Genomic DNA, 20,482 nt, shown 5'->3' with positions numbered 1-20,482 from the left:
GACCGGCCCATCCGCCACGACGGCCTTCGCCGGATTACTGATTTTCACCCTCCCCGCAAGGGGGATCGTTGGGTAATTACCGATCTGTGATTCAGTGCTGGGATGCATTGATCGGAGACGGACGATGGCGGAACGGGATCAACTGAGCCTTGTGGAAGCGCTGGTTTCGCACAAGGTCGGGCATAACCAGACGCCTGAACGGCTGATCCGGGACGTGAAGTGGTACCGTTTCGAGAAGCTGCTGGCGCGGCTCAAGCCGGAGGGCGCGGGCCGGCCGCCCTGCGATCCGCTGCTGATGCTAAAGGCGTAGCTGCTGCAGCAGTGGTGCGGGCTGTCAGATGCCGAACATCAGCGCGGCTTGCTGCTGGCGGCCCGAAGGTCCGTGCCTCGCAGAAGCGGCACACCAGGCTGATCAGCAAGATCAGGGCCGAGGTCGAAGGCGTGTTCGCGACGCTGAAGCGATGGCTGGGTTTCGTCCGCGTCCGCTACCGCGGTCTGCCCAAGAACATCGCCCACTTCAACATGGTCGCGCTTGCCTACAACATGCGCCGTTCGCTGAACCGGACAGCGCAGGGCCTCAGAGCCGTCAAAACGAGCGCAAAGACCCCATTGAGCCAATTACGCGACGATCCCCCTCAGGGGAAGGTAAGAAAGCGGCGCCTGTCGCAACTGCACTTCACCACATAAAAAAAGCCGGCGCGATTTTCATCGCGCCGGCTTTTGAATGTGTAACCCGAGCCTCAGTTCAGCTTGGCGCGGACTTCAGTGATGCCCTTAGCGATCAGGTCGTCGGCGACCGAACCTGTAACCGACTGCGACAGGATGGTGGTCGCGGCGGTCACGGCGGCGTCGGCGGCGGCGGCGCGAACGTCGGCCACGGCCTGGGCTTCGGCGAGAGCGATCTTGCTCTCGGCGGTCTTGGTACGACGGGCGACAAAATCTTCCATCTTGGTCTTGGCTTCCGCGGCGATGCGCTCGGCCTCTTCCTTGGCGGAGGTAATGATGTCGGCGGCTTCGCGTTCCGCCGAGGCGTGACGCGCCTTGTAGCTGGCGAGCAGGGAAGCCGCTTCGTCGCGCAGGCGACGGGCGTCGTTGAGTTCCTGCTTGATGCGCTCGCTACGGATGTCCAGCGCCTTCAGGATGGTGCGGTGAATGCCGAACCAGCCGAACACGCCCATCAGGATGACGAAAGCGACCGCAACCCAGAATTCTGCTTGCAAACCGAACATGGGTTATCCCTTCAACGAAGCGTCGAGAGCTGCGTTGACGACGGCCGGTGCCGGGCTGGTGCCCGTCAGCCGTTCGACGATCGCCGCGGCGGTGTCGGCAGCGATGCCGCGAACATTGCCCATCGCCATTGCGCGGGTGCTGGCAATGGTCTGCTCGGCGGCGGTGAGCCGCGTCGCCAGATTTGCTTCCAGCTCCGCCTTGGCGGCGTCCTGCTGCGCGTTCAGCTTTTCGCGAACCTCGGCCGCCATCGCCTGCGCCTTGGCGCGGGCAGTGGCGAGTTCGGTCTCATAGGCCTTCAGCGCCGCATCCGAATCGGCCTTCAGCTTCGCGGCTTCGTTCAGGTCGGTATCGATGACCTGCTGCCGGGACGCCAGAACGCCGCCGACGCGGGGCAGCGCCAGGCGGGACACGATCAGATAGAGCACACCGAACGCGATCGCGAACGACACCAGCTGCGAAGCGAAGGTGTTGCTCTCGAACGGCGGGAATGCGGCCTTGTGACCACCGTCCGCCGCGGTGTGCGCGGCGGTACCGTGCTCCACGGCTTTGGATTTGCCCTGACCTTCAGCCACAGCAGACTCCTTATCGATCGGAAGCGCGCCCCGAAGGGGGCGCGACCGGATCAGTTTTCAGCTTAGACGGCGAACAGCAGCAGCAGCGCGATCAGCAGCGAGAAGATGCCGAGCGCTTCGGTCACGGCGAAGCCGAAGATCAGGTTCGCGAACTGGCCCTGCGAAGCCGAGGGATTGCGCAGCGCGCCGGCGAGGAACTGGCTGAAGATCATGCCGACGCCGATGCCGGCGCCGCCCATGCCGAGACAAGCAATGCCAGCGCCGATGTACTTAGCTGCGATGGGATCCATGGTAAAACTCCTTTGGGATAGGGATTAAGAGAGGTGAGGGGTGATTTCGGCCGGGTCGCTTAGTGTCCCGGATGAAGGGCGTCGTTGAGATAGATGCAGGTCAGGATCGTGAACACGTAGGCCTGCAGGAAGGCGACCAGCAGTTCCAGCGCGGTCAGCGCCGTGGTCATCGCCAGCGGCAGCACCGCGCCGAACACGCCGATGGCGCCAAGCGCGCTCAGCGACGTCACGAAGCCCGCGAACACTTTCAGCGTGATGTGGCCGGCCAGCATGTTGGCGAACAGACGCACCGAATGCGACACCGGGCGCGACAGGAACGAGATCACCTCGATCACGGTCACCAGCGGCAGGATGTACATCGGGATGCCGGAGGGCACGAACAGCTTGAAGAACTTCCAGCCGTTCTTATAGAGGCCGTAGATCAGCACGGTCAGGAACACCATCAGCGCCAAAGCGACGGCGACGATCAGGTGGCTGGTGACGGTGAAGGTGTAGGGAACGATGCCGATCAGGTTCGCGGTCAGGATGAACATGAACAGCGAGAACACGAAGGGGAAGAACTTCATGCCCTCTTCGCCGATGCTGGAGCGCACCGTATTGGACACGAATTCGTAGGACAGTTCGGCGACCGACTGGAACCGGCTCGGGATCAGCGCGCGTCCGGCGCTGCCGCCGAGCATCAGCACGGACACGATCGCCACGGCGCCGAACATGTAGGCCGACGAATTGGTGAACGCAATTTCCTGGTTGCCGATATGGCCCAGGCTGAAGATCTTGTGGATCTCAAATTGATGGATCGGATCGGCCATCCACGTCGGTCTTTCATCTCTGCCGGAACGCCCGGCATGTGTGCCGGACAACCCGGCGGTCTCAAACGCTGCGCAAATGCGCGAATCTCATGACTTCGGAGCGACGCCGGCCGAACGCATCACGTTCATCACGCCGGCGACGAAGCCGAGCAGCATGAATACGATCAGCCCCCACGGTGAAGTCGACAGCAGACGATCGAAGCCCCAGCCCAGAATCGTGCCGACGACCACCCCCGCGACCAGTTCCGAAGAAAGCCGGAGACCCACTGCCATCGCCGAAGCTCTGGATTGCGCGTTCCCGCTTCCGGTTTCGGATTGGTCAGCCTGGAACTTGCGGTCGTCCCGAATCTTGGACAACTTCTGATCCAGGCTTCCGAGCCTTGCGGACAGCGCGGCTTCATCGTGCGCCGGAAGTCCACCTCCGCTCTTGCCATCGTTGTCCGGTGTGTCGTCGGTCATGCTTTCGACACCCGAAATAACGCTGCAAATGCTGGAAATATCGCCCCGCAACCCTTCAAAGCCGGGCGGACCATACTTACCGCGTGTTGCCAAGTCAAGATTAGCTGATCTCCTGTTAGCGCCTTGATTCGCTTGAAGTTATTGATGAAATTGATTTCCCGCCGCGCGGGATCGCCGCACCGCAACAGCGCATTCGGCTGCCTCTATCTTGCACGGCACGGACGGCTCTGGTCAGGTGTCGCGCGTTCCCGAACTTTGATCCGCCGGAGTCTGCATGCCGCAACCGATCGACTACTATTTCTCGCTGCCGTCGCCATGGGCCTATATCGGCCACAAGCTGTTCATGGATCTGGTGAAAACCCACGATCTCAAGGTCAATTACAAGCCGGTCTTCCTCGGCGAATTGTTCGCAGAAACCGGCGGGCTGCCGCTCGGCAAGCGCCATCCGGTGCGGCAGCGCTACCGGATGCTGGAATTGCAGCGCTGGCGCGACAAGCGCGGCCTCGACTTTCACCCGCAGCCTAAACACTGGCCGTTCGACGGGCGGCTGCCGGACGGCATGGTGATCGCGGCGATCGAGGCCGGCTTCGATCCCGATCCGCTGCTGCGCCGCGCCTTTGCCGCCATCTGGGAAGCGCAGCTCGACCTTGCCGATTCCAACGTGCTCATCAAGCTGGCGGACGAATCGGGTCTGCCGGGCCGGCAACTGGTCGAGCGCGCGGCGTCGGCGGACATCGGCGCGGCCTATGCCAAGAACCAGGAGGACGCGCAGGCCGCCGACGTATTCGGCTCGCCGGCCTATGTGCTGAACGGTGAGGTGTTCTGGGGCCAGGACCGCCTCGAATTGCTCGCGGACGCATTGCAATCGAAGCGCGCGCCCTACACATCAGCGGTCTAGACCCCTGGTTCGACCGCGGAGCATGACCATGAAAATGGCTGTCGCGTTGTTTACGTCTCTTGTCATCACTGGCAGCGTCTGCGCACAGACGCTGCCGGATACCGAGAATGGCCGCTACGCGCTGTCGCCGATGGCTGACGGCGTGGTGCGGCTCGATACCCGCACCGGCACGGTTTCGACCTGCACGGGCAAGGGCAGTGGCTGGGCCTGCACGATCGTTCCGGACGAGCGCGCGGCCTATGACGCCGAGATCGGCCGGCTGCTCACGGACAACGCCGCGCTGAAGGCCGAGCTGGCGCAGCGCGATCCATCCGTCACCGGCAAGATCGACGAAGCCCTGCCCAAGCAGGATTCGCTGCAGCCCAAATCGGACGGCGAGCGCAAGCTGGAAATCCCGCTGCCGAGCGACAAGGACATCGATCGCGCGATGAGCTTTCTCGAAAGCGCCTGGCGCAAGCTGATCGACATCGCCACCCGCCTGCATCGCGATTCCGGCGGAAAGATCTGATAGTTGGAAAGGCCGGTAGCGGCGCGCTGTCGTCCCGGCTCGGCGCTCGCTGGGCCGGCATGGCGTGGAGGGAACCAGCAGGATCATCTGGTATCATCAAACTATCAAGTTTCGTTCCCGGAATTTACTTCATCCCCCGCAGGAACGGCTCTTGTCGCTTCTCGTTCTTCACCCGGACCACGAACAACATCAGTGAGGAACTTCCATGAAGAAGGCCATTATCGCCACCACGCTTGCTCTCGCGCTGTCGACCACGTTTGCTGCGGCGCAGCCGAGCTCCGGCCAGGGCGGCGCGGCTACCAGCCCGACCAGCAATTCTTCCAACAGCATGAACAACGGCACCACGACCAACCAGATGGACAAGAACTCGGCTACCACCGGTTCGTCGATGACCAGGCCCGGAACCACGGGCACCGGCATGAGCGGTTCGTCCGCCACCACCAATCCGAATCAGGCGCCGGGCACCGGCGCAGGCACTGCCGGCACCAAGTAAGCCGGCTTCAACGAAAAGGCCCCGGAGCGATCCGGGGCCTTTTGCGTTGTGCATTACTTCTTGTCGTCGAGCCCGATCTCGTCGCCGACGCCGTGGACGCGGTCCCAATCGGACTGTCCGGTCTTGTCGGCATCCTTGATGATAGCCTGCCGCTGCTCGCGCTCGCTGTCCTTGCGTGGCTCTTGCCCTGAAATGTCCCTGGATGTTTTCGGCTGCATGTTACTCTCCCTTTCCAAAGGGAACGCGGCAGCCGTGGTATGGTTCATCCCAGGCTCGACTTGCAGGCTCCCGATCATGACGTCGCCGAAATCCATCTCCCGATCCGCGCCATCGTCCGTCACCACCACGACGGTCACCTCCTCGATGCTGACGGTGCAGACAAGCGGCCCCGGCTTCGTCGATCTGACGCGCGAGGTTGCCAAATTCGTCGCCGAGGCGGGTGGGCGCGAAGGCGCGCTGACGCTGTTCATCCGCCACACCTCGGCGTCGCTGACCGTCCAGGAGAATGCCGATCCCTCCGTGCTGGTCGATCTGATGACGGTGCTCGACCGGCTGGCGCCGCAGGATTTCGGCTGGACCCACGACAGCGAAGGCCCCGACGACATGCCGGCCCATGTCCGCACCCTGCTCACCGCCACCTCGCTGCACATTCCGGTGCTGGCCGGCCAGCTCGCGCTCGGCACCTGGCAGGCGATCTATCTGATCGAGCACCGCCGCCGCCCGCATGCGCGCGAAGTGGTGCTGCAATTCGTCGGGTCGGCGGGGTAGCAGAACGCGCTGCCCTCTTCCCTCTCCCCTTGTGGGGGAGGGTGGCCGCGCGCAGCGCGGACGGGTGAGGGGTGCCACAAGCTCTGAGCTCAGAAACCCCTCATCCGTCGCGGACTTCGTCCGCGCCACCTTCTCCCACAAGGAGAGAAGGAAGAAAGGAAGCAACAAAAAACCGGCCGCGGATCGCTCCGCGGCCGGCTTGTTGAGGACAGGATGCGAGATCAGGTGTGACTGATGTCGACGTCCTTGGTCTCCGGCAGGAAGAAGAAGCCGACGACCGCGGTGATGGTGGCGAAGATGATCGGATACCACAGGCCGGCATAGATATCGCCGGTCGAGGCCACGATCGCAAAGGAGGTCGCTGGCAGCAGGCCGCCGAACCAGCCGTTGCCGATGTGGTAAGGCAGCGACATCGAGGTGTAGCGGATGCGGGCCGGGAACAGTTCGACCAACAGGGCCGCGATCGGGCCGTACACCATGGTGACGAACATCACCAGGATGAACAGCAGGCCGATCACCGCCGCCACCTGCGGACGGAAGATATCGAACGGGGTCGACATCTTCACGATCTGCGCGTCACCCGCCTTCGGATAACCCGCTGCCTGCACCGCCGCGAGGACCGCCGGATTGGAGGCCTTGGCGTCGGTATAGGGCGTGTCCTTGCCGTTGACGACGACCTTGACGCCGGAGCCGGCCGGACCGGGGGCGGAGGAGTACTTGACCGACGACTGTGCCAGATAGGCGCGCGCCGTATCGCAAGGCTTGGTGAACACGCGGGTGCCGACCGGATTGAACAGATCGCCGCACTGCGCGGGATCCGAGACGACTTCCACCTTGACGGTCTCGATCGCCTTTTCCAGCGCCGGATTGGCGTTAGACGTGATCATCCGGAAGATCGGGAAGAAGCTCAGCGCCGCGATCAGACAACCCGCCAGGATGATCGGCTTGCGGCCGATCTTGTCCGACAAGGAGCCCCAGAAGATGAAGAAGCCGGTGCCGAGCAGCAGCGACCATGCGATCAGCAGGTTGGCGGTGTAGCCGTCGACCTTGAGGATCGATTGCATGAAGAACAGCGCGTAGAACTGGCCGGTGTACCAGACCACGCCCTGGCCCATGGTGCCGCCGATCAGGGCGATCAGCACGATCTTGGCGTTGCTCCAGTTGCCGAACGATTCGGTGAGCGGCGACTTCGAGCTCTTGCCCTCTTCCTTCATCTTCTTGAAGACCGGGGATTCGTTCAGCCGCAACCGGATCCAGACCGATACGCCGAGCAGAACCACCGAGACCAGGAACGGAATGCGCCAGCCCCAGGCCGCGAATTCCGGCTCGCCGAGGATCGTTCGGGTAAACAGGATCACCAGCAGCGACAGGAACAGGCCCAGCGTTGCCGTGGTCTGGATGAACGACGTGTAGTAGCCGCGCTTGCCGGGTGGCGAGTGTTCCGCGACGTAGGTTGCGGCACCGCCATATTCGCCGCCGAGTGCGAGGCCCTGCAGCAGGCGCAGCGAGATCAGGATGATCGGCGCGGCAATGCCGATGGTCGCGGCATTGGGCAGCAGGCCGACGATGAAGGTCGAAATGCCCATCAACAGGATGGTGACGAGGAAGGTGTATTTGCGGCCGACGATGTCGCCGACGCGACCGAACACGATGGCGCCGAACGGACGGACGATGAAGCCCGCGGCAAAGGCCAGCAGCGCGAAGATGTCGCGCGTCGCCTGGTTGAACATCGGCTGGTTGGTGGCCGGATCGATCACGCCGAAGAACTGCGCGCCGATGATGCCGGCGAGCGAGCCGAACAGGTAGAAATCATACCATTCGAACACAGTGCCGAGCGAAGATGCGAAGATGACGAAGCGTTCGTCCTTCGTCATTCCGGCCGCCTTGGGCGATGTAGCTGCAATTGTAGACATGTTTGAATCGCTCCCCGAATTCGTTGCGGATGTCTCACTCGCTGCGCCGAACTGATGCCGGCTAGATGCAGGGAGCCCAATTCCAAGTTACATTGCAGCGAAAGTGGACCCAATACGACTTTAGACCCTGTGCAAGGGGAGTGCGCGGACTCGTCGCAGATGGACGGGTCTCATGCCTCGGATTGTTGCGCTGCAGCATGGGCGACAGCCGCCAAGTTGCGGCGTGGCAGCAATGCGCGCTTGCCAGATGCGAGACGGCAGACGACACTTGCCGGCAGAACGCATTATGGTGGAAATGGCAGTCGCTGCCACCGGATTGCCGAACCTTTTGCATGGATCTTGATGTCGGTCACAGCCACCACACGCCTCATCATTGCGGACGATCACCCGCTGTTTCGCGGTGCGCTGCGACAAGCCGTCGCGGGCGTTCTGCCGGAGGCCCGGATCGACGAAACCGGTACGTTCGAGGATCTGACCAAGCTGCTGGAACAGGATTCAGAGGTCGATCTGATTCTGCTCGACCTGTCGATGCCCGGCATTTCCGGGTTCTCGGGGCTGATCTATCTGCGGGCGCAATATCCGGCCGCCCCCGTGGTGATCGTGTCGGCCAGCGACGATGTCGGCACCATCCGGCAGTCGCTGGATTTCGGCGCTTCCGGCTTCATTCCGAAGCGGTTCGGCGTCGATACGCTGCGCGACGCCATCCTCAAGGTGATGGAGGGCGATGTCTGGGTTCCGCCGGATATCGATATGGCGGCGGCGGCCGATCCGGAAATGACCAAGCTTCGCGACCGCCTGGTGACGCTGACGCCGCAGCAGGTACGGGTGCTGATGATGCTGTCGGAGGGGCTGCTCAACAAGCAGATCGCCTATGAGCTCAGCGTGTCGGAAGCGACCATCAAGGCGCATGTGTCTGCCATCCTGCAGAAGCTCGGCGTCGAAAGCCGTACCCAGGCGGTGATCGCCGCCGCCAGGATCGCCGGCGGCCAATGGCGCCAGAGCGAACCGACGTCGTAACTCCGCTTGTCACTCCGCCGCCGTCATCTGCCGGGTGCGCCATTGCCCGAGCAGGGCGCGCAGCGAGGCCGGCTTGACCGGCTTGTTGAGCACCGCGATTTCCGACTGCCGGGCGGCTTCGCGGACGTGCGGGCTGCGGTCGGCGGTGATCAGGATCGCCGGAATGGCGGACCCGAAGCGGCTGCGGATTTCGCGGATCGCGGCGATGCCATTGCCGCGGTCGAGATGATAGTCGACCAGGAGGCCGGTCAACTGCCGGCCCGATGCTTCGATCTCCGCAATCGCCGCCATCGCAGCTTCCGGGTCGGCGACGGCGATCACGGTGGCATCCCAAGCCCTGAGCAGCGTCCGCATGCCATCGAGAATTGCAGGATCGTTCTCGATGCAGACGATCAGCGTGCCGGACATCGGTGATTTCGACAGCGGCGTCGCGCTGGTGACGGCGGTGGTGTGGTCGATCGCCGTGGCGATCGGCGCCGTCACCGAGAAGAACGAGCCGCCGCCGCGGTTGGCGTCCAGCGCGATGCCGTGATTGAGCACCGAGGCCAGACGTTGCACGATCGACAGGCCGAGGCCCAGCCCGCGTGCGATCCGCGCGCCCTGCTCGAGCCGGTGGAACTCTTTGAATATCTCGCCGCGCTTGAGGATCGGAATGCCGACGCCGGTGTCATAAATGCCGATCTGCAGCGATTGGCCGCGCCGCCGGCAGCCGACCAGCACCCTTCCATGCGGCGTGTATTTGATGGCGTTGGAGATCAGGTTCTGCAACAGCCGGCGCAGCATCAAGCGGTCGGATTTCACCGGCAGCGAGCACGGCACGAATTGCAGCGCGACGCCGCGGGCGCGCGCGATCGGCGCATATTCGATCTCCAGCGAGCGCATCAGGTCGCCGATCCGGAAGCTGGAGATCGACGGGTTCATCGCGCCCGCATCGAGCCGCGAGATGTCGAGGAGCGCGCCCAGGATTTCCTCGATCGCCTCCAGCGAGTCGTCGATGTTCTCGACCAGGCGCGCGTCCTCTCCGCCGCTCTGCCGCTCGACCAGGCTGGTGACATAGAGTCTGGCCGCGTTCAGCGGCTGCAGGATGTCGTGGCTGGCCGCGGCAAGGAATCGGGTTTTGGAGATGTTGGCGTCTTCGGCCGTGCTCTTGGCCAGCGCCAGCTCGGTATTCAGCCGTGTCAGTTCCTCGGTGCGGTCGCGGACGCGCTTTTCCAGCGTCGCATTGGCGCGCTCCAGCGCCTCGGCGGCCTCGAAGCTCGGCGTCACGTCGGAGAAGGTCAGCACCAGCCCGCCGTCCGGCATCCGGTTGGTGCGGACCTCGATGACGATCTGGCGGTCCGGCAGCCGCTCCAGATAGGGCTCGCCCTCGGTCGTATAGGCCAACAACCGCGCCTGCGTCAGCGCCTCGCTGTGGTTGCCCGCCGAGGCGCCCTGCAGGCCGATGAACTCGATGATTTCGCGCAGCGGGATCCCGATCTGCACGATCGGCGGCGGCAGCCCGAGGATGTCGCCAAAATGCCGGTTGGAGACGATCAGCTGCAGGTCGGGATTGAACACCGCGATGCCCTGGCGGACATGGTTCAGCGCGGTCTGCAGGATCTCGCGGTTGAAATGCAAGGCGGCATGCGAATCGTCGAGCAGTTTCAGCGCGGCTTTCGCGGACACGGTGCGCTTGCGCAGCAAGAGCGACATCACCATGCGCGAGGAGGCCGCGCCGATCGACGAGGCGATCAGATGCTCGGCGTGCTGCAGCAGTTCGAAATCGGCTGGCGCCGCCGGGTCGAGATCGACGCGGCGGCGGGTGGCGAAGGCCTCGAAGGATTCGCGGGCGCGCTCCGGCCCGAGATATTGCGTCACCGTGCCCTGGATGTCCTGCACCGTGACGGTGCTGCGCCAGCGCCGGAACGTCGGCGTGATCGGCGCCAGCGTCGGCGGCACGAACAACTCGCTCTGCAGCCGCTCGATCGACGACGGCGCCCGCATCAGCGACAGCACGATATAAGTGAGGATGTTGAGCGACAGGCTCCACAGCGTGCCATGCATCAACGGCGGCAGGTCGGCGCCAAACAGGCCCTGCGGTCGCAGCGCCTCGATGCCGAGCGGGCCATGCTGCAAAAGCATGAGACCGGCCGTACTGCCTTCAAGGAAGCTCGGAATGAAGAGCGTATAGGCCCAGACGATGAAGCCGATCACCATGCCGCCGATCGCGCCCCGCGCGGTGGCGCGGCGCCAGATCAGCCCGCCGAAGAAGGCCGGCGCGAACTGGGCGATCGCGGCAAAGGACAACAGGCCGATGGCCGCGAGCTGGGTGTTGCCGAGCGCCCGGAAATAGAAATAGGCCATCGCCATGATGGCAAATATCGAGAACCGCCGCACCTTGAGCAACAGGTTGCCATAGTCGGTCGGCACGCCGGCCGGGCGCGGGCCGCGCCGCAGCACCATGGGTAGCACGATGTCGTTCGACACCATGATCGCCAGCGCGACGCATTCGACGATCACCATGGCGGTGGCCGCCGATAGCCCGCCGATGAAGACGAGGACGCTGAGAAGACTGGCGCCGGCTTCGATCGGCAGCGCCAGCACATACATGTCGCTATCGACGGCGCCGAACGGGAAGGTGACAAGGCCGGCCAGCGCGATCGGTATCACGAACAGGTTGATCGCGATCAGATAGGTCGGAAACAGCCAGCGCGCCCGGCCGACCTCGTCGTCGCTGGAATTCTCCACCACGCTGACATGAAACTGCCGCGGTAGCAGCATGATGGCGCAGAACGACAGCAGTACCATGGTGAGGAAATTGCCGATCGAGGGCGTGTAGCTGATGGCGCGCAACGCCTCCGGCGTCTTTATCGCGCGCTCGATCAGTTCGGACGGCCCGAACATCCAGAACGTCACGAACAGGCCGGCGGCGATGAACGCCACCAGCTTGACGATCGATTCGGTGGCGACCGCCAGCATCAACCCGTGCTGGTGTTCGGTGGCGTTGGTCTGCCTGGTGCCGAACAGCACGGCGAAGGCGGCCATCGCAAGGGTGACGACCAGCGCCATGTCGCCGACCACCGGCACGCCGGCGATCGTCTTGTCGTCGCCTAGGATGGTTTCCAGCGACGATGCCACCGCCTTCAATTGCAGCGCGATGTAGGGCACCGAGCCGATGATCGCGATCACGGCGACGGTGGCCGCCACCGCCTGGCTCTTGCCGTAGCGTGCGGCGATGAAATCGGCGATCGAGGTGATGTTCTGCGATTTCGCCAGATGGATCACCCGGCGCAGGATCGGCGTGCAGAACGCAATCATCAGGATCGGGCCGAGATAGATCGCGAGGAATTCCACGCCGGTGCGACTGGCGAAGCCGACCGACCCGAAGAAGGTCCAGGAGGTGCAATAGATCGCCAGCGACAGCGGATAGATCAGCGCGCCCATCCGCGCACGCCGGAACAGCGCAATGCGGTCGCCATAGCTGGCGACGCAGAACAGAAAACCGATGTAGCCAAGGGCGACGAGAATCACGCCCCAGTCATGCAGCATCGCGCGCGCTCCCCGTGGAGCGTTGGCGCTCCGCGAGGGAAACTAGCGCGTCGGCAAGGCGCAAGCGATAGGGATTAGCGGGAGTGGCCAAGCGCGGCGGCCTCCTTCACCTCTCCCCATCGGGGAGAGGTCGGAGCCTTGCGACAGCAAGACTCCGGGTGAGGGGCACAGAACTATCGAGGGCGCCGCGTCTCCTCACCCGCCCGGCTTCGCCGGTCGACCACTCCCCGGCGGGGAGAGGTGTTCGAGCGTCGATGTGGGCAACAAAGTTTCAAGCGAGCTTGCTCTGCCGCCAGCCCCCCGACCGCGAGCTTCAGCTCGCGTTGCTCCCGGACCGCCACCATCCCCGGCGAGCCATCGATCACCGCATCATCGTCAGAGCCAGCGCGGCGCGAAGAATACCGCCAGGGCGACGGCGAGCCAGACGCCGAGGCCGGCCAGCAGCGCGATCCGGTAGTCGAAACGCTCGATGCCGAAATAGCATACCGCCAGGAACGCCAGATAGGCCGGGATGGTCTTGGCGCCGGCGAGGCAAGCCTCGCGGAAGCCGGCATTGTCATGCTTGGCGCCCACCACTAGCAGCGCGATCAGCCCGAAGGTCGGAAACAGCGGCAGGATGCCGGGCAGCGTATTGCCGCGCTTCGACAGCCAGACGATCGCGGCGGTCATCAGGCCCCCGACGATACCTTTCCAGACGATATCCATCGGCGGATTGTCCTGACGGCAGAGCCTATTCGGCCGCCAGCGCCCTGGCATTGAGCTTCAGCCCGAGCTGCTCCCAGACCACCACCATCGCCTCGGCAAGCCGGTCGATCAGCGCGTCGTCATGATATGGCGACGGCGTGATGCGCAGCCGTTCGGCGCCCTTGGCGACGGTGGGATAGTTGATCGGCTGGATGTAGATGCCGTGGTCTGCCAGCAAGAGGTCGCAGGCCTTCTTGCAGTGCTCGGGATCGCCGACGAAGACCGGCACGATGTGGGTGTCGCTCGGCATCACCGGCAGGCCGGCGGCGGTCAGGATCGCCTTGACGCGCGCGGCGCGGTCCTGGTGGCGCTCGCGCTCCCAGCTCGAGGTCTTGAGATGGCGTATCGCGGCGGTCGCGGCCGAACAGATCGCCGGCGGCAGCGCGGTGGTGAAAATGAAGCCCGGCGCGTAGGAGCGCACGGCGTCGATGATGTCACGGTTCGCCGCGATATAGCCGCCGAGGCAGCCATAGGCCTTGGCGAGCGTGCCTTCGAGCACGTCGATGCGATGCATCACGCCCTCGCGCTCGGCGATGCCGCCGCCGCGCGGGCCATACATGCCGACGGCATGAACTTCATCGACATAGGTCATGGCACCATAGCGCTCGGCGAGGTCGCAGATCGCGGCCAAGGGGCCTACATCGCCGTCCATCGAATACAGGCTCTCGCAGGCGATCAGCTTCGGCCGGTCGGGTCCGGCGGCGATCAGCAGTTCTTCCAGATGGGCGACGTCGTTGTGGCGCCACACCACGCGCTCGCAGCCGGACTGTTTGATACCCTCGATCATCGAATTGTGGTTGAGCGCATCCGACAGGATCAGGCAGTTCGGCATCAATTTGGCGATCGTCGAAATGCCGGCCTGGTTCGAGACATAGCCCGAGGTGAACAGCAACGCCGCGTCCTTGCCGTGCAAGTCGGCGAGTTCGGCCTCCAGCTGCACCAGCGGGTGATGATTGCCGGCAATGTTGCGGGTGCCGCCGGCGCCGGTGCCGACCCGCGTCGCGGTCTCGACCATCGCGCCGACCACCTTGGGATGCTGGCCCATGCCGAGATAATCGTTGGAGCACCACATCACGACGTTTTTGGCGCCGGTCGGCGTGTGCCAAACCGCATGCGGAAAGCGCCCGGCAATGCGCTCGAGATCGGCGAAAACGCGGTAGCGCCGCTCGTCATGCAGTACGGCGAGAGCGTCGGTGAAGAACTTGCTGTAATCCATAGCAAAATACCCGAAATGGAAGCCGGAAGGTTACATCCCCACAGCCGTTTTAGAAGGCTTCCAGCCCGAATGCGAGCCGAAACGGCCGTTTTCACGTCCGATTGAAGCTGCAAGGGTTGCGCGCGGAGCAGGGCTTATCCTTGCTCTGGATCAATCACGCGATGGTTTATTTACCGATCCGGGCCATTACGGCCTCAGCGGCTGCTGAACCGCAGCACCTGGTCGACTCCAAGTTCCGATGTCAGCCGCTTCTGCGCCAGCATGTAATTGACATGGGCGATCAGTTCGCCGGCGGCAAAGCCGGTCTGATGCGCGTCGAGCTTGTGTTTGGAAAACACCACCGGCACCAGTTCGGCCGAGGTTCTGGCGCTAGCCGCACACGCCGCGACGATCATCTGGCAGCGCTCCTCGTGGTGGTCGGCAAGCTGCCGGGTGCGGATCTTGAGCCCGTAGAACGGCACGCCGTGACCGGGCAGCACCAGCACGTCGTCCGGCAGCACTTCGCCGAGGCGGTTGAGGGAGTGCAGATAGGAGCCGAGCGCGTTTTCGTCGGGCTCGTGCGCCCAGACGCTGACATTCGGGGAAATCTTGCTGAGCACCTGATCGGCCGACAGAAACAGGCCGTCCTCGGCGCAATACAGCATCACCTGATCCGGCGAATGGCCGGCGCCGGTGATCACGCGGAAGCGGCGCTGGCCGATCGTGATGTCATCGCCGTCCGACAGCCGGACATAGGCGGCCGGCAGCGGCACGGTCTTCTTCAGATAATCCTGGCCGCGGCCAAGCAACTGCTCGGTGATCGCCTCGTCCATGCCGTGGCGGCGGAAGAAGTTGCGCGAGTTCACCACCCGCTCGTCGGTGCGGCGGTTCTGGTGATAGACGCCCTGCAGATATTCGACCTGCGACATGTAGAACGGGCAATGGAATCGCTGCACCATCCAGCCGGCCTGGCCGACATGGTCGGGATGTGCGTGGGTGACGATCACCCGGCTGATGGTCTTGCCGCGCAAGACGCCCTCGAACAGCGTCGTCCATGCCGCAATCGTCGCCTCGTTGCCGATTCCGGTATCGACCATCGCATAGCCGTCACCGTCGGCGATCAAATAGATGTTCACATGGTTGAGGCGGAACGGCAGGTCGAGCCGTACCCACAAAATGCCGGGCGCGACCTCGACGACTTGGTCGGCGCCGGGATGACTCTCCCACGGGTAACGCAGGCCGTCGGCGGATGCTTTAGTGGTGTGGGTTTTCGAATGCATGGCGATTGCAATCTGTCTCAGGCTGGATTGGCTGTCGCGGACGTTTTCACATGGTCGAGCGCGGAGGTGATGCCGAGGCGGCCCAGCAGCGCCGAATCGCGGTCGATCTGCGGATTCTTCGTCGTCAGCAGCACGTCGCCGATGAAGATCGAGTTGGCGCCGGCGAGGAAGCACAAAGCCTGCAATTCATCGGTCATGTATTGCCGGCCGGCGGACAGCCGCACCACGGATCGCGGCATCATGATTCGGGCGGTGGCGATCATCCGCACCAGCGCGATCGGGTCGGGACGCTCGGCCATGTCGTTGACCGGCACGCCACGGACCTCCTGCCACATGTTGATCGGCACGCTTTCCGGGTGATGCGGCAGGTTGGCCAGCAGCACCAGCATGCCCAGCCGGTCCTCGACCTGCTCGCCCATCCCGACGATACCGCCGCAGCAGACCTTCAAGCCGGCGTGGCGCGCATGCGCCAGCGTCTCGATGCGGTCTTCCATGGTCCGGGTCGAGATGATCTTGCCGTAGAATTCGCGCGAGGTATCGACGTTGTGGTTGTAGAAATCGAGGCCGGAATCCTGCAGGCGCTGCGCCTGGTCCGGCGTCAGCATGCCCAGAGTGGCGCAGGTCTCGAGGCCGAGACCCTTGACGGCGCTGACCATCTCGCAGACCCGGTCGAGATCCCGGTCCTTCGGGTTGCGCCACGCCGCCGCCATGCAGAAGCGGCTGGCGCCGGCCTCCTTGGCGCGCTGCGCGGTGGCGACCACCGATTCGCAATCCATCAGCTTCGTGGCCGTGACGTCGGTGTCGTATTTCGCGCTCTGCGAGCAGTAGCCGCAATCCTCGGCGCAGCCGCCGGTCTTGATGCTGAGCAGGCTCGCGGTCTCGACGTGATTCGGATCGAAATGGGCGCGGTGAACGCTCTGCGCCTGAAACATCAGGTCGGCGAAAGGCAGGTCGTACAATTCCTGCGCCTGGTCGCGCTGCCAGTCATGGCGCGGCAGATTTGCCGAATCGGCATGCCCGAGCGGGGCGGCAAATATCTGGTTCATAGTGCGATCCCTCGGACGCTCGTTGACGCCGCACGTTGATTTTCGACCCCAGCAGTCCACGATTTCGGCGGGAGTGGCAAGGCCGCCTTGCGCGCGCCGCCCTGCGCGTTGCGCGGTTGAAGGCCGACAAACAGAAAGGCCGGCGCAAAGCGCCGGCCTTTCCGAGATCAATGAAGCTTCGCGAGAAGCTTCGATCAGATCAATACTTGGCGGGAACCATGCCGCTGCCGAAGTTACCGAGGTTGAAGTGGTAGTTCAGGCCAGCCTTGACGGTGTGCTGTTCGCTGGTCGCCGAGCCATAGGCGGCGAGCGGAGCGGAGGCAAAGGTGGTCTTGCCGAAGTTGTAGTACTGATATTCGATGTTGCCCGACCAATTCTGGGTGAACATGTATTCCAGACCACCACCGACGGTGTAGCCATCGGTGTTGCCGTTGACGCCGACGGCGGGCAGACCGGTAACCGAACGGCTGCGGTCAGTGAAGGCGTAACCGCCCTTGGCGTACAGCATGGCCGGACCCCAGGTGTAGCCGAGACGGCCGGTCACCGAGCCGAGGCCATTGAGGCTGGTGTTGTAGGTGTAGGCCGGAGCCAGCGGGAACGTCACGGTAGCGCCGCTGTTGCTGGTCCAGTCGTACTGGGCTTCGACACCGATCACCCAGTTCGGAGCGAACTGATAGTTGTAGCCGCCCTGGACGCCGCCCATGAACTTGCCATTGCTGCTGCTGTTGTTGACAGCGCCGGTGAAGCCATTGCCGCCGCCGAATGCGCCGCCGATGTTGCCGCCGACGTAGAAGCCGGTCCAGTTGTAGATCGGGGCTGCGACGTAGGCCGGTGCCTTGGTGTAGCTGCGGGGAGCCATGTCAGCAGCGATTGCCGGAACGGCAGCGCCGAGAGCGATGAGGGCCACAGTACCGAGCAGGAAGTTCTTCATTGGGGTAGTCTCCAGAAAACTGTTTTGAATGAGCCGTGGTGGCTCTGTCCATGGCCGTGATTTAGACGGCTTCTGACTAAAATACTGTCACCCATTCGCCACAGGCCAAGACATCCGAACTATCTGCAAAGCCGCGATTTTTCGTGCTTAATACAGGCTTAATGAAACCTTAATACCGCCTTAATTTTCAGTGGTTTCGCGGACCGTGGTACCTTTTTTGTGCGCAAAAGGAAGCGACTTTATCTTCGCTAAATCTCAGGTGGTGTGAAAAAATCTTGCGATGGCGGTTTGGTGCGCGCTCCCGCAAGGTTCCGCATGATACATTCTCGGTTGGCAAGGGCCTGGAAGTCGCACCACTAGTTGAATCGGTGGATGGCATTCTGGCCGGATGGTTTGATGGTCCAGATGCCGGCTGCAAATAGCCGCCGCGTCTTGCATCGCGACGCCGGAAACAAAACATCGATGGATCGTTGTCGACAGCGGGCGCCCCCTCGGCGCTCTCCGCAGATGGAATCGCGTCGTATGCAGGTCGAGCGGGTTTTAAGGGAATATGGCCAGTTTCTTCGGCCGATGAGCGAAGCGCCACGGAGTGGACAGCGTATTCTGGGCCATGTCGGTCAGGGCCATCTGGTGTCGTGCTATTGGGAGACCTCTCCGGCACGGTTGATCGGACCCAATTGGGTCGAGGAGAAAGACAGTCAATCCGGCTATCTCGACCGTTATTTCGACGGCTGGATCGATCCGCGCCAGTTCCGGCTGCTCGATGCCACCGCGATCAATCGCCTGCTGGTGGCCTATATCGACGACGCCCGCGCGGCGGACAATCTCGAGGCCATCAAGGTGCTGGAGCAAGGGTAGCGGCTTTAGATTGCGATGCTTGCAACGACGCTCTGGCACCTCTCCCCGTTGGGGAGAGGTGCGGATAGGCCGTTGCCGGGTTGCTTTCCTTGTCGCCAATTGAGCGCGCCTCAATCCCGCATCTTGACCACGGCCTCGCCCTGCTCGATGCGGCCGATGATGCGGGCGTAGGGATAGCCGTCCTCCACGATCATTCGCAGGATCGCCTCTGCCTTGTCCGCGGCACAGGCGATCAGCAATCCGCCGGAGGTCTGTGGGTCCGTATAAAGATGGCGCCGCCACTCCGGGAAACCGGCAGCGAGCTCGATGCCATCGCCATAGCTGGCCCAGTTCCTGATCGAGGCGCCCGTCACGAATGCCTGCTGCGCCAGTTCGGCCGCCTCGGGCAGCAACGGGACGCGCGCGGCCTCCAGCACCACGGTCGCGCCCGAGCCGCGCGCCATCTCCATCGCGTGACCGAACAGGCCGAAGCCGGTGACGTCGGTCATCGCATGCACCGCTTCATGCTTTGCCAGCCGCGTGCCGACCTTGTTGAGCAGCGTCATCGAGCGGATCATGTCGGCATAGCCGCTGTCCGACAACGCGTTCTTCTTGAAAGCTGCGGCGTAGATGCCGACCCCGAGCGGTTTGGTGAGAATGAGAGCGTCGCCGGGCCGCGCGTCCTTGTTACGGCGAATGTCGGACGGCCTGCAGGTGCCGATCACCGCGAGGCCGTAGATCGGCTCCGGCGAATCGATCGAGTGACCGCCGGCCACGGGAATCCCCGCCGCCGTGCAAACGGCCTGACCGCCTTGCAGGATCAATGCGGCCATCTCGGCCGGCATCTTGTCGATCGGAATGCCGAGAATCGCCAGCGCCATGATCGGCGTGCCGCCCATCGCATAGATGTCGGAGATGGCATTGGTGGCGGCGATCCGTCCGAATTCGAAGGGATCATCGACCATCGGCATGAAGAAGTCGGTGGTGGCGATCACGCAGGTGTTGTCGTCGAGCTGCCAGACCGCGGCGTCGTCGCCGGTCTCGGTGCCGACCAGCAGTCGCTCGAACGGTTGCACCCCGGGCTTGCCTAGCAATTGCTGCAGCACAGACGGCGCCAGCTTGCAGCCGCAGCCACCACCATGCGCAAGACTCGTGAGGCGAAGGTTCTGGATGTTCATAAGATCGGCTCCGCGGCAACGCGCGGGCCGCTGTGGGTTACTCGGGGGTCTTGTTGGCCGGGAATTGCGCCGACGGGCCCTTGAGGTCCGCGCCGGTGGCCATCGCCGGCTGATCCTTGGCGGCTTCGGTATCCCTGGCGCTCGCGCCGGGGCCGCTGACGGTCGCAGAATCCTGGGTCTGGCCGCGGGTGGCGCCGGTCCAGCCGGTGGCGCCCATTTCCGCGGGCGAGGTGCCGCTGCTGTTGTTCGGCTGCTTCGCCGTGGTCGGTTGCTCCACCGTGGTGGCGGGCGGGGTGTTGTTCTGGGCCAGCGTTCCGGTTGCAACAACCATCAACATGGCAGCAGCAATTGGCATGAGAGCAAGGTTTTTCATCACCGCCTCCTGTTGGCAAGGGAACGAAAAACGGCCCGGACGGCGAAAAGGTTCCGAAGCGATTTGGACTCACAGCCTCCCGCGATAAAGCAGATCGCGTCATGCGCTCAGTTCCTTCGCGGTGATGGTGTAGTTGAACGTGTCCGGATCGAGGCAATCGAGCCGCAGGCTGGCGGTGGTTGAAGGATGGCTTGTGGCCATCGAAGTGCGCCAGTTCGTTGGCCATGGAGGTCGGCTGTGTCGCCGACACGAGGCATGTCGCCAGGGCCATGGCGCCCAGCGATCGCTTCGCATCTCCAAACTGTCCGCCCCGAACCTCGGGAGCCCTTCGCCGGATCACCCGGGGATATGAAGATCGCGATGGGACGACGTCAATTCAAATCGTCGCGGCTGCGATCAGCTAACCGTCATCG

General features: G+C 63.6%; 23 protein-coding genes. 8 read left to right on the top strand and 15 right to left on the bottom strand.

Annotation, left to right across the window (positions count from 1 at the left end):
* Window positions 1-124 precede the first annotated feature (124 nt).
* Together FIU28_RS26270 and FIU28_RS27160 are read left to right on the top strand one after the other, a co-directional pair.
* A complete protein-coding gene (locus FIU28_RS26270) occupies window positions 125-310 on the top strand; it encodes a hypothetical protein (protein ID WP_168202849.1) in 186 nt (61 codons plus the stop codon).
* 11 nt (window positions 311-321) lie between these two features.
* Entirely contained in the window at window positions 322-687 is a 366-nt protein-coding gene (locus FIU28_RS27160) for a transposase (RefSeq protein ID WP_168202848.1), read from the top strand.
* A 53-nt stretch (window positions 688-740) separates the two neighbouring features.
* Here FIU28_RS27160 and FIU28_RS03145 read toward each other — a convergent pair whose 3' ends face one another.
* From FIU28_RS03145 to FIU28_RS03125, 5 genes are all read right to left on the bottom strand, one after another.
* Window positions 741-1,229 carry a F0F1 ATP synthase subunit B family protein gene (locus tag FIU28_RS03145; protein ID WP_143571638.1) on the bottom strand — a complete coding sequence of 163 codons (489 nt, stop codon included), beginning with the start codon at window positions 1,227-1,229 and terminating at the stop codon, window positions 741-743.
* A gap of 3 nt (window positions 1,230-1,232) precedes the next feature.
* The gene (locus FIU28_RS03140; protein WP_143571637.1) at window positions 1,233-1,802 is read right to left on the bottom strand and encodes a F0F1 ATP synthase subunit B family protein; all 570 of its coding nucleotides are present in this window, start codon (window positions 1,800-1,802) and stop codon (window positions 1,233-1,235) included.
* 62 nt (window positions 1,803-1,864) lie between these two features.
* Window positions 1,865-2,092 carry a F0F1 ATP synthase subunit C gene (locus FIU28_RS03135; protein ID WP_143571636.1) on the bottom strand — a complete coding sequence of 76 codons (228 nt, stop codon included), beginning with the start codon at window positions 2,090-2,092 and terminating at the stop codon, window positions 1,865-1,867.
* Window positions 2,093-2,151: 59 nt separating this feature from the next.
* Window positions 2,152-2,901: a F0F1 ATP synthase subunit A gene (locus FIU28_RS03130; protein WP_143571635.1), complete on the bottom strand. Its 750-nt coding sequence runs from the start codon at window positions 2,899-2,901 to the stop codon at window positions 2,152-2,154.
* An 87-nt stretch (window positions 2,902-2,988) separates the two neighbouring features.
* Window positions 2,989-3,360: an AtpZ/AtpI family protein gene (locus FIU28_RS03125; RefSeq protein WP_143571634.1), complete on the bottom strand. Its 372-nt coding sequence runs from the start codon at window positions 3,358-3,360 to the stop codon at window positions 2,989-2,991.
* Between the two features lie 274 nt (window positions 3,361-3,634).
* Between FIU28_RS03125 and FIU28_RS03120 the strand changes: the two genes are divergently transcribed.
* From FIU28_RS03120 to FIU28_RS03110, 3 genes are all read left to right on the top strand, one after another.
* Window positions 3,635-4,258, top strand: a complete 624-nt coding sequence (locus FIU28_RS03120) for a 2-hydroxychromene-2-carboxylate isomerase (protein WP_143571633.1) — start codon at window positions 3,635-3,637, stop codon at window positions 4,256-4,258.
* Between the two features lie 28 nt (window positions 4,259-4,286).
* A complete protein-coding gene (locus tag FIU28_RS03115; RefSeq protein WP_441351266.1) occupies window positions 4,287-4,766 on the top strand; it encodes a hypothetical protein in 480 nt (159 codons plus the stop codon).
* Between the two features lie 205 nt (window positions 4,767-4,971).
* Window positions 4,972-5,259, top strand: coding sequence for a hypothetical protein (locus FIU28_RS03110; RefSeq protein WP_143571631.1), 288 nt, complete (start codon window positions 4,972-4,974; stop codon window positions 5,257-5,259).
* A 53-nt stretch (window positions 5,260-5,312) separates the two neighbouring features.
* On the opposite strand, the gene FIU28_RS03105 is transcribed toward FIU28_RS03110, so the two are convergent.
* Window positions 5,313-5,477, bottom strand: coding sequence for a hypothetical protein (locus tag FIU28_RS03105; RefSeq protein ID WP_246660846.1), 165 nt, complete (start codon window positions 5,475-5,477; stop codon window positions 5,313-5,315).
* Window positions 5,478-5,553: 76 nt separating this feature from the next.
* Here FIU28_RS03105 and FIU28_RS03100 point away from each other — a divergent pair, with 76 nt between their 5' ends.
* Window positions 5,554-6,027, top strand: coding sequence for a secondary thiamine-phosphate synthase enzyme YjbQ (locus FIU28_RS03100; RefSeq protein WP_143571630.1), 474 nt, complete (start codon window positions 5,554-5,556; stop codon window positions 6,025-6,027).
* A 221-nt stretch (window positions 6,028-6,248) separates the two neighbouring features.
* Here the strand turns inward: FIU28_RS03100 and FIU28_RS03095 are convergent, their stop codons facing one another.
* Window positions 6,249-7,940: an MFS transporter gene (locus FIU28_RS03095; protein WP_143571629.1), complete on the bottom strand. Its 1,692-nt coding sequence runs from the start codon at window positions 7,938-7,940 to the stop codon at window positions 6,249-6,251.
* 342 nt (window positions 7,941-8,282) lie between these two features.
* Here FIU28_RS03095 and FIU28_RS03090 point away from each other — a divergent pair, with 342 nt between their 5' ends.
* A complete protein-coding gene (locus FIU28_RS03090) occupies window positions 8,283-8,957 on the top strand; it encodes a response regulator (protein ID WP_143571628.1) in 675 nt (224 codons plus the stop codon).
* Between the two features lie 9 nt (window positions 8,958-8,966).
* Here the strand turns inward: FIU28_RS03090 and FIU28_RS03085 are convergent, their stop codons facing one another.
* The 6 genes from FIU28_RS03085 to FIU28_RS03060 all read right to left on the bottom strand — a co-directional run bounded on the left by FIU28_RS03085 (window position 8,967) and on the right by FIU28_RS03060 (window position 17,681).
* On the bottom strand, window positions 8,967-12,485 hold the full coding sequence (locus FIU28_RS03085) for a PAS domain-containing hybrid sensor histidine kinase/response regulator (protein WP_143571627.1): 3,519 nt from the start codon (window positions 12,483-12,485) through the stop codon (window positions 8,967-8,969).
* Between the two features lie 375 nt (window positions 12,486-12,860).
* Window positions 12,861-13,190 carry a GlpM family protein gene (locus FIU28_RS03080; RefSeq protein WP_143571626.1) on the bottom strand — a complete coding sequence of 110 codons (330 nt, stop codon included), beginning with the start codon at window positions 13,188-13,190 and terminating at the stop codon, window positions 12,861-12,863.
* Between the two features lie 25 nt (window positions 13,191-13,215).
* Window positions 13,216-14,445, bottom strand: coding sequence for a 5-aminolevulinate synthase (gene hemA, locus FIU28_RS03075; RefSeq protein WP_143571625.1), 1,230 nt, complete (start codon window positions 14,443-14,445; stop codon window positions 13,216-13,218).
* Window positions 14,446-14,639: 194 nt separating this feature from the next.
* A complete protein-coding gene (locus tag FIU28_RS03070; RefSeq protein WP_143571624.1) occupies window positions 14,640-15,704 on the bottom strand; it encodes an MBL fold metallo-hydrolase in 1,065 nt (354 codons plus the stop codon).
* 17 nt (window positions 15,705-15,721) lie between these two features.
* A complete protein-coding gene (bioB, locus tag FIU28_RS03065) occupies window positions 15,722-16,750 on the bottom strand; it encodes a biotin synthase BioB (RefSeq protein WP_143571623.1) in 1,029 nt (342 codons plus the stop codon).
* Window positions 16,751-16,949: 199 nt separating this feature from the next.
* Window positions 16,950-17,681, bottom strand: coding sequence for an outer membrane protein (locus tag FIU28_RS03060; RefSeq protein ID WP_143571622.1), 732 nt, complete (start codon window positions 17,679-17,681; stop codon window positions 16,950-16,952).
* 372 nt (window positions 17,682-18,053) lie between these two features.
* On the opposite strand from FIU28_RS03060, the gene FIU28_RS03055 reads away from it, so the two are divergent.
* The gene (locus FIU28_RS03055) at window positions 18,054-18,539 is read left to right on the top strand and encodes a hypothetical protein (protein ID WP_143571621.1); all 486 of its coding nucleotides are present in this window, start codon (window positions 18,054-18,056) and stop codon (window positions 18,537-18,539) included.
* A 110-nt stretch (window positions 18,540-18,649) separates the two neighbouring features.
* Here the strand turns inward: FIU28_RS03055 and selD are convergent, their stop codons facing one another.
* Together selD and FIU28_RS03045 are read right to left on the bottom strand one after the other, a co-directional pair.
* Window positions 18,650-19,696 (bottom strand): selenide, water dikinase SelD, encoded by a 1,047-nt coding sequence (gene selD, locus FIU28_RS03050; RefSeq protein ID WP_143571620.1) that lies wholly within the window; start codon window positions 19,694-19,696, stop codon window positions 18,650-18,652.
* A gap of 37 nt (window positions 19,697-19,733) precedes the next feature.
* Entirely contained in the window at window positions 19,734-20,069 is a 336-nt protein-coding gene (locus tag FIU28_RS03045; protein ID WP_143571619.1) for a hypothetical protein, read from the bottom strand.
* Window positions 20,070-20,482 lie beyond the last annotated feature (413 nt).

Origin of the sequence: Tardiphaga sp. vice154, assembly GCF_007018645.1 — a bacterium.
In the GTDB taxonomy this organism is placed as follows: domain Bacteria; phylum Pseudomonadota; class Alphaproteobacteria; order Rhizobiales; family Xanthobacteraceae; genus Tardiphaga.
The sequence above is the reverse complement of the archived record's forward strand: the minus strand, read 5'-3'. Positions and strand labels throughout refer to the sequence as shown.

Excerpts from the sequence above, each read along its gene's own strand:
- FIU28_RS26270 (WP_168202849.1), top strand. The coding sequence starts at position 125 with ATGGCGGAACGGGATCAACTGAGCCTTGTGGAAGCGCTGGTTTCGCAC.
- FIU28_RS03145 (WP_143571638.1), bottom strand. The coding sequence starts at position 1,229 with ATGTTCGGTTTGCAAGCAGAATTCTGGGTTGCGGTCGCTTTCGTCATC.
- FIU28_RS03135 (WP_143571636.1), bottom strand. The coding sequence starts at position 2,092 with ATGGATCCCATCGCAGCTAAGTACATCGGCGCTGGCATTGCTTGTCTC.
- FIU28_RS03130 (WP_143571635.1), bottom strand. The coding sequence starts at position 2,901 with ATGGCCGATCCGATCCATCAATTTGAGATCCACAAGATCTTCAGCCTG.
- FIU28_RS03125 (WP_143571634.1), bottom strand. The coding sequence starts at position 3,360 with ATGACCGACGACACACCGGACAACGATGGCAAGAGCGGAGGTGGACTT.
- FIU28_RS03120 (WP_143571633.1), top strand. The coding sequence starts at position 3,635 with ATGCCGCAACCGATCGACTACTATTTCTCGCTGCCGTCGCCATGGGCC.
- FIU28_RS03115 (WP_441351266.1), top strand. The coding sequence starts at position 4,287 with ATGAAAATGGCTGTCGCGTTGTTTACGTCTCTTGTCATCACTGGCAGC.
- FIU28_RS03110 (WP_143571631.1), top strand. The coding sequence starts at position 4,972 with ATGAAGAAGGCCATTATCGCCACCACGCTTGCTCTCGCGCTGTCGACC.
- FIU28_RS03105 (WP_246660846.1), bottom strand. The coding sequence starts at position 5,477 with ATGCAGCCGAAAACATCCAGGGACATTTCAGGGCAAGAGCCACGCAAG.
- FIU28_RS03100 (WP_143571630.1), top strand. The coding sequence starts at position 5,554 with ATGACGTCGCCGAAATCCATCTCCCGATCCGCGCCATCGTCCGTCACC.
- FIU28_RS03095 (WP_143571629.1), bottom strand. The coding sequence starts at position 7,940 with ATGTCTACAATTGCAGCTACATCGCCCAAGGCGGCCGGAATGACGAAG.
- FIU28_RS03090 (WP_143571628.1), top strand. The coding sequence starts at position 8,283 with ATGTCGGTCACAGCCACCACACGCCTCATCATTGCGGACGATCACCCG.
- FIU28_RS03085 (WP_143571627.1), bottom strand. The coding sequence starts at position 12,485 with ATGCTGCATGACTGGGGCGTGATTCTCGTCGCCCTTGGCTACATCGGT.
- FIU28_RS03080 (WP_143571626.1), bottom strand. The coding sequence starts at position 13,190 with ATGGATATCGTCTGGAAAGGTATCGTCGGGGGCCTGATGACCGCCGCG.
- hemA (WP_143571625.1), bottom strand. The coding sequence starts at position 14,445 with ATGGATTACAGCAAGTTCTTCACCGACGCTCTCGCCGTACTGCATGAC.
- FIU28_RS03070 (WP_143571624.1), bottom strand. The coding sequence starts at position 15,704 with ATGCATTCGAAAACCCACACCACTAAAGCATCCGCCGACGGCCTGCGT.
- bioB (WP_143571623.1), bottom strand. The coding sequence starts at position 16,750 with ATGAACCAGATATTTGCCGCCCCGCTCGGGCATGCCGATTCGGCAAAT.
- FIU28_RS03060 (WP_143571622.1), bottom strand. The coding sequence starts at position 17,681 with ATGAAGAACTTCCTGCTCGGTACTGTGGCCCTCATCGCTCTCGGCGCT.
- FIU28_RS03055 (WP_143571621.1), top strand. The coding sequence starts at position 18,054 with ATGGCATTCTGGCCGGATGGTTTGATGGTCCAGATGCCGGCTGCAAAT.
- selD (WP_143571620.1), bottom strand. The coding sequence starts at position 19,696 with ATGAACATCCAGAACCTTCGCCTCACGAGTCTTGCGCATGGTGGTGGC.
- FIU28_RS03045 (WP_143571619.1), bottom strand. The coding sequence starts at position 20,069 with ATGAAAAACCTTGCTCTCATGCCAATTGCTGCTGCCATGTTGATGGTT.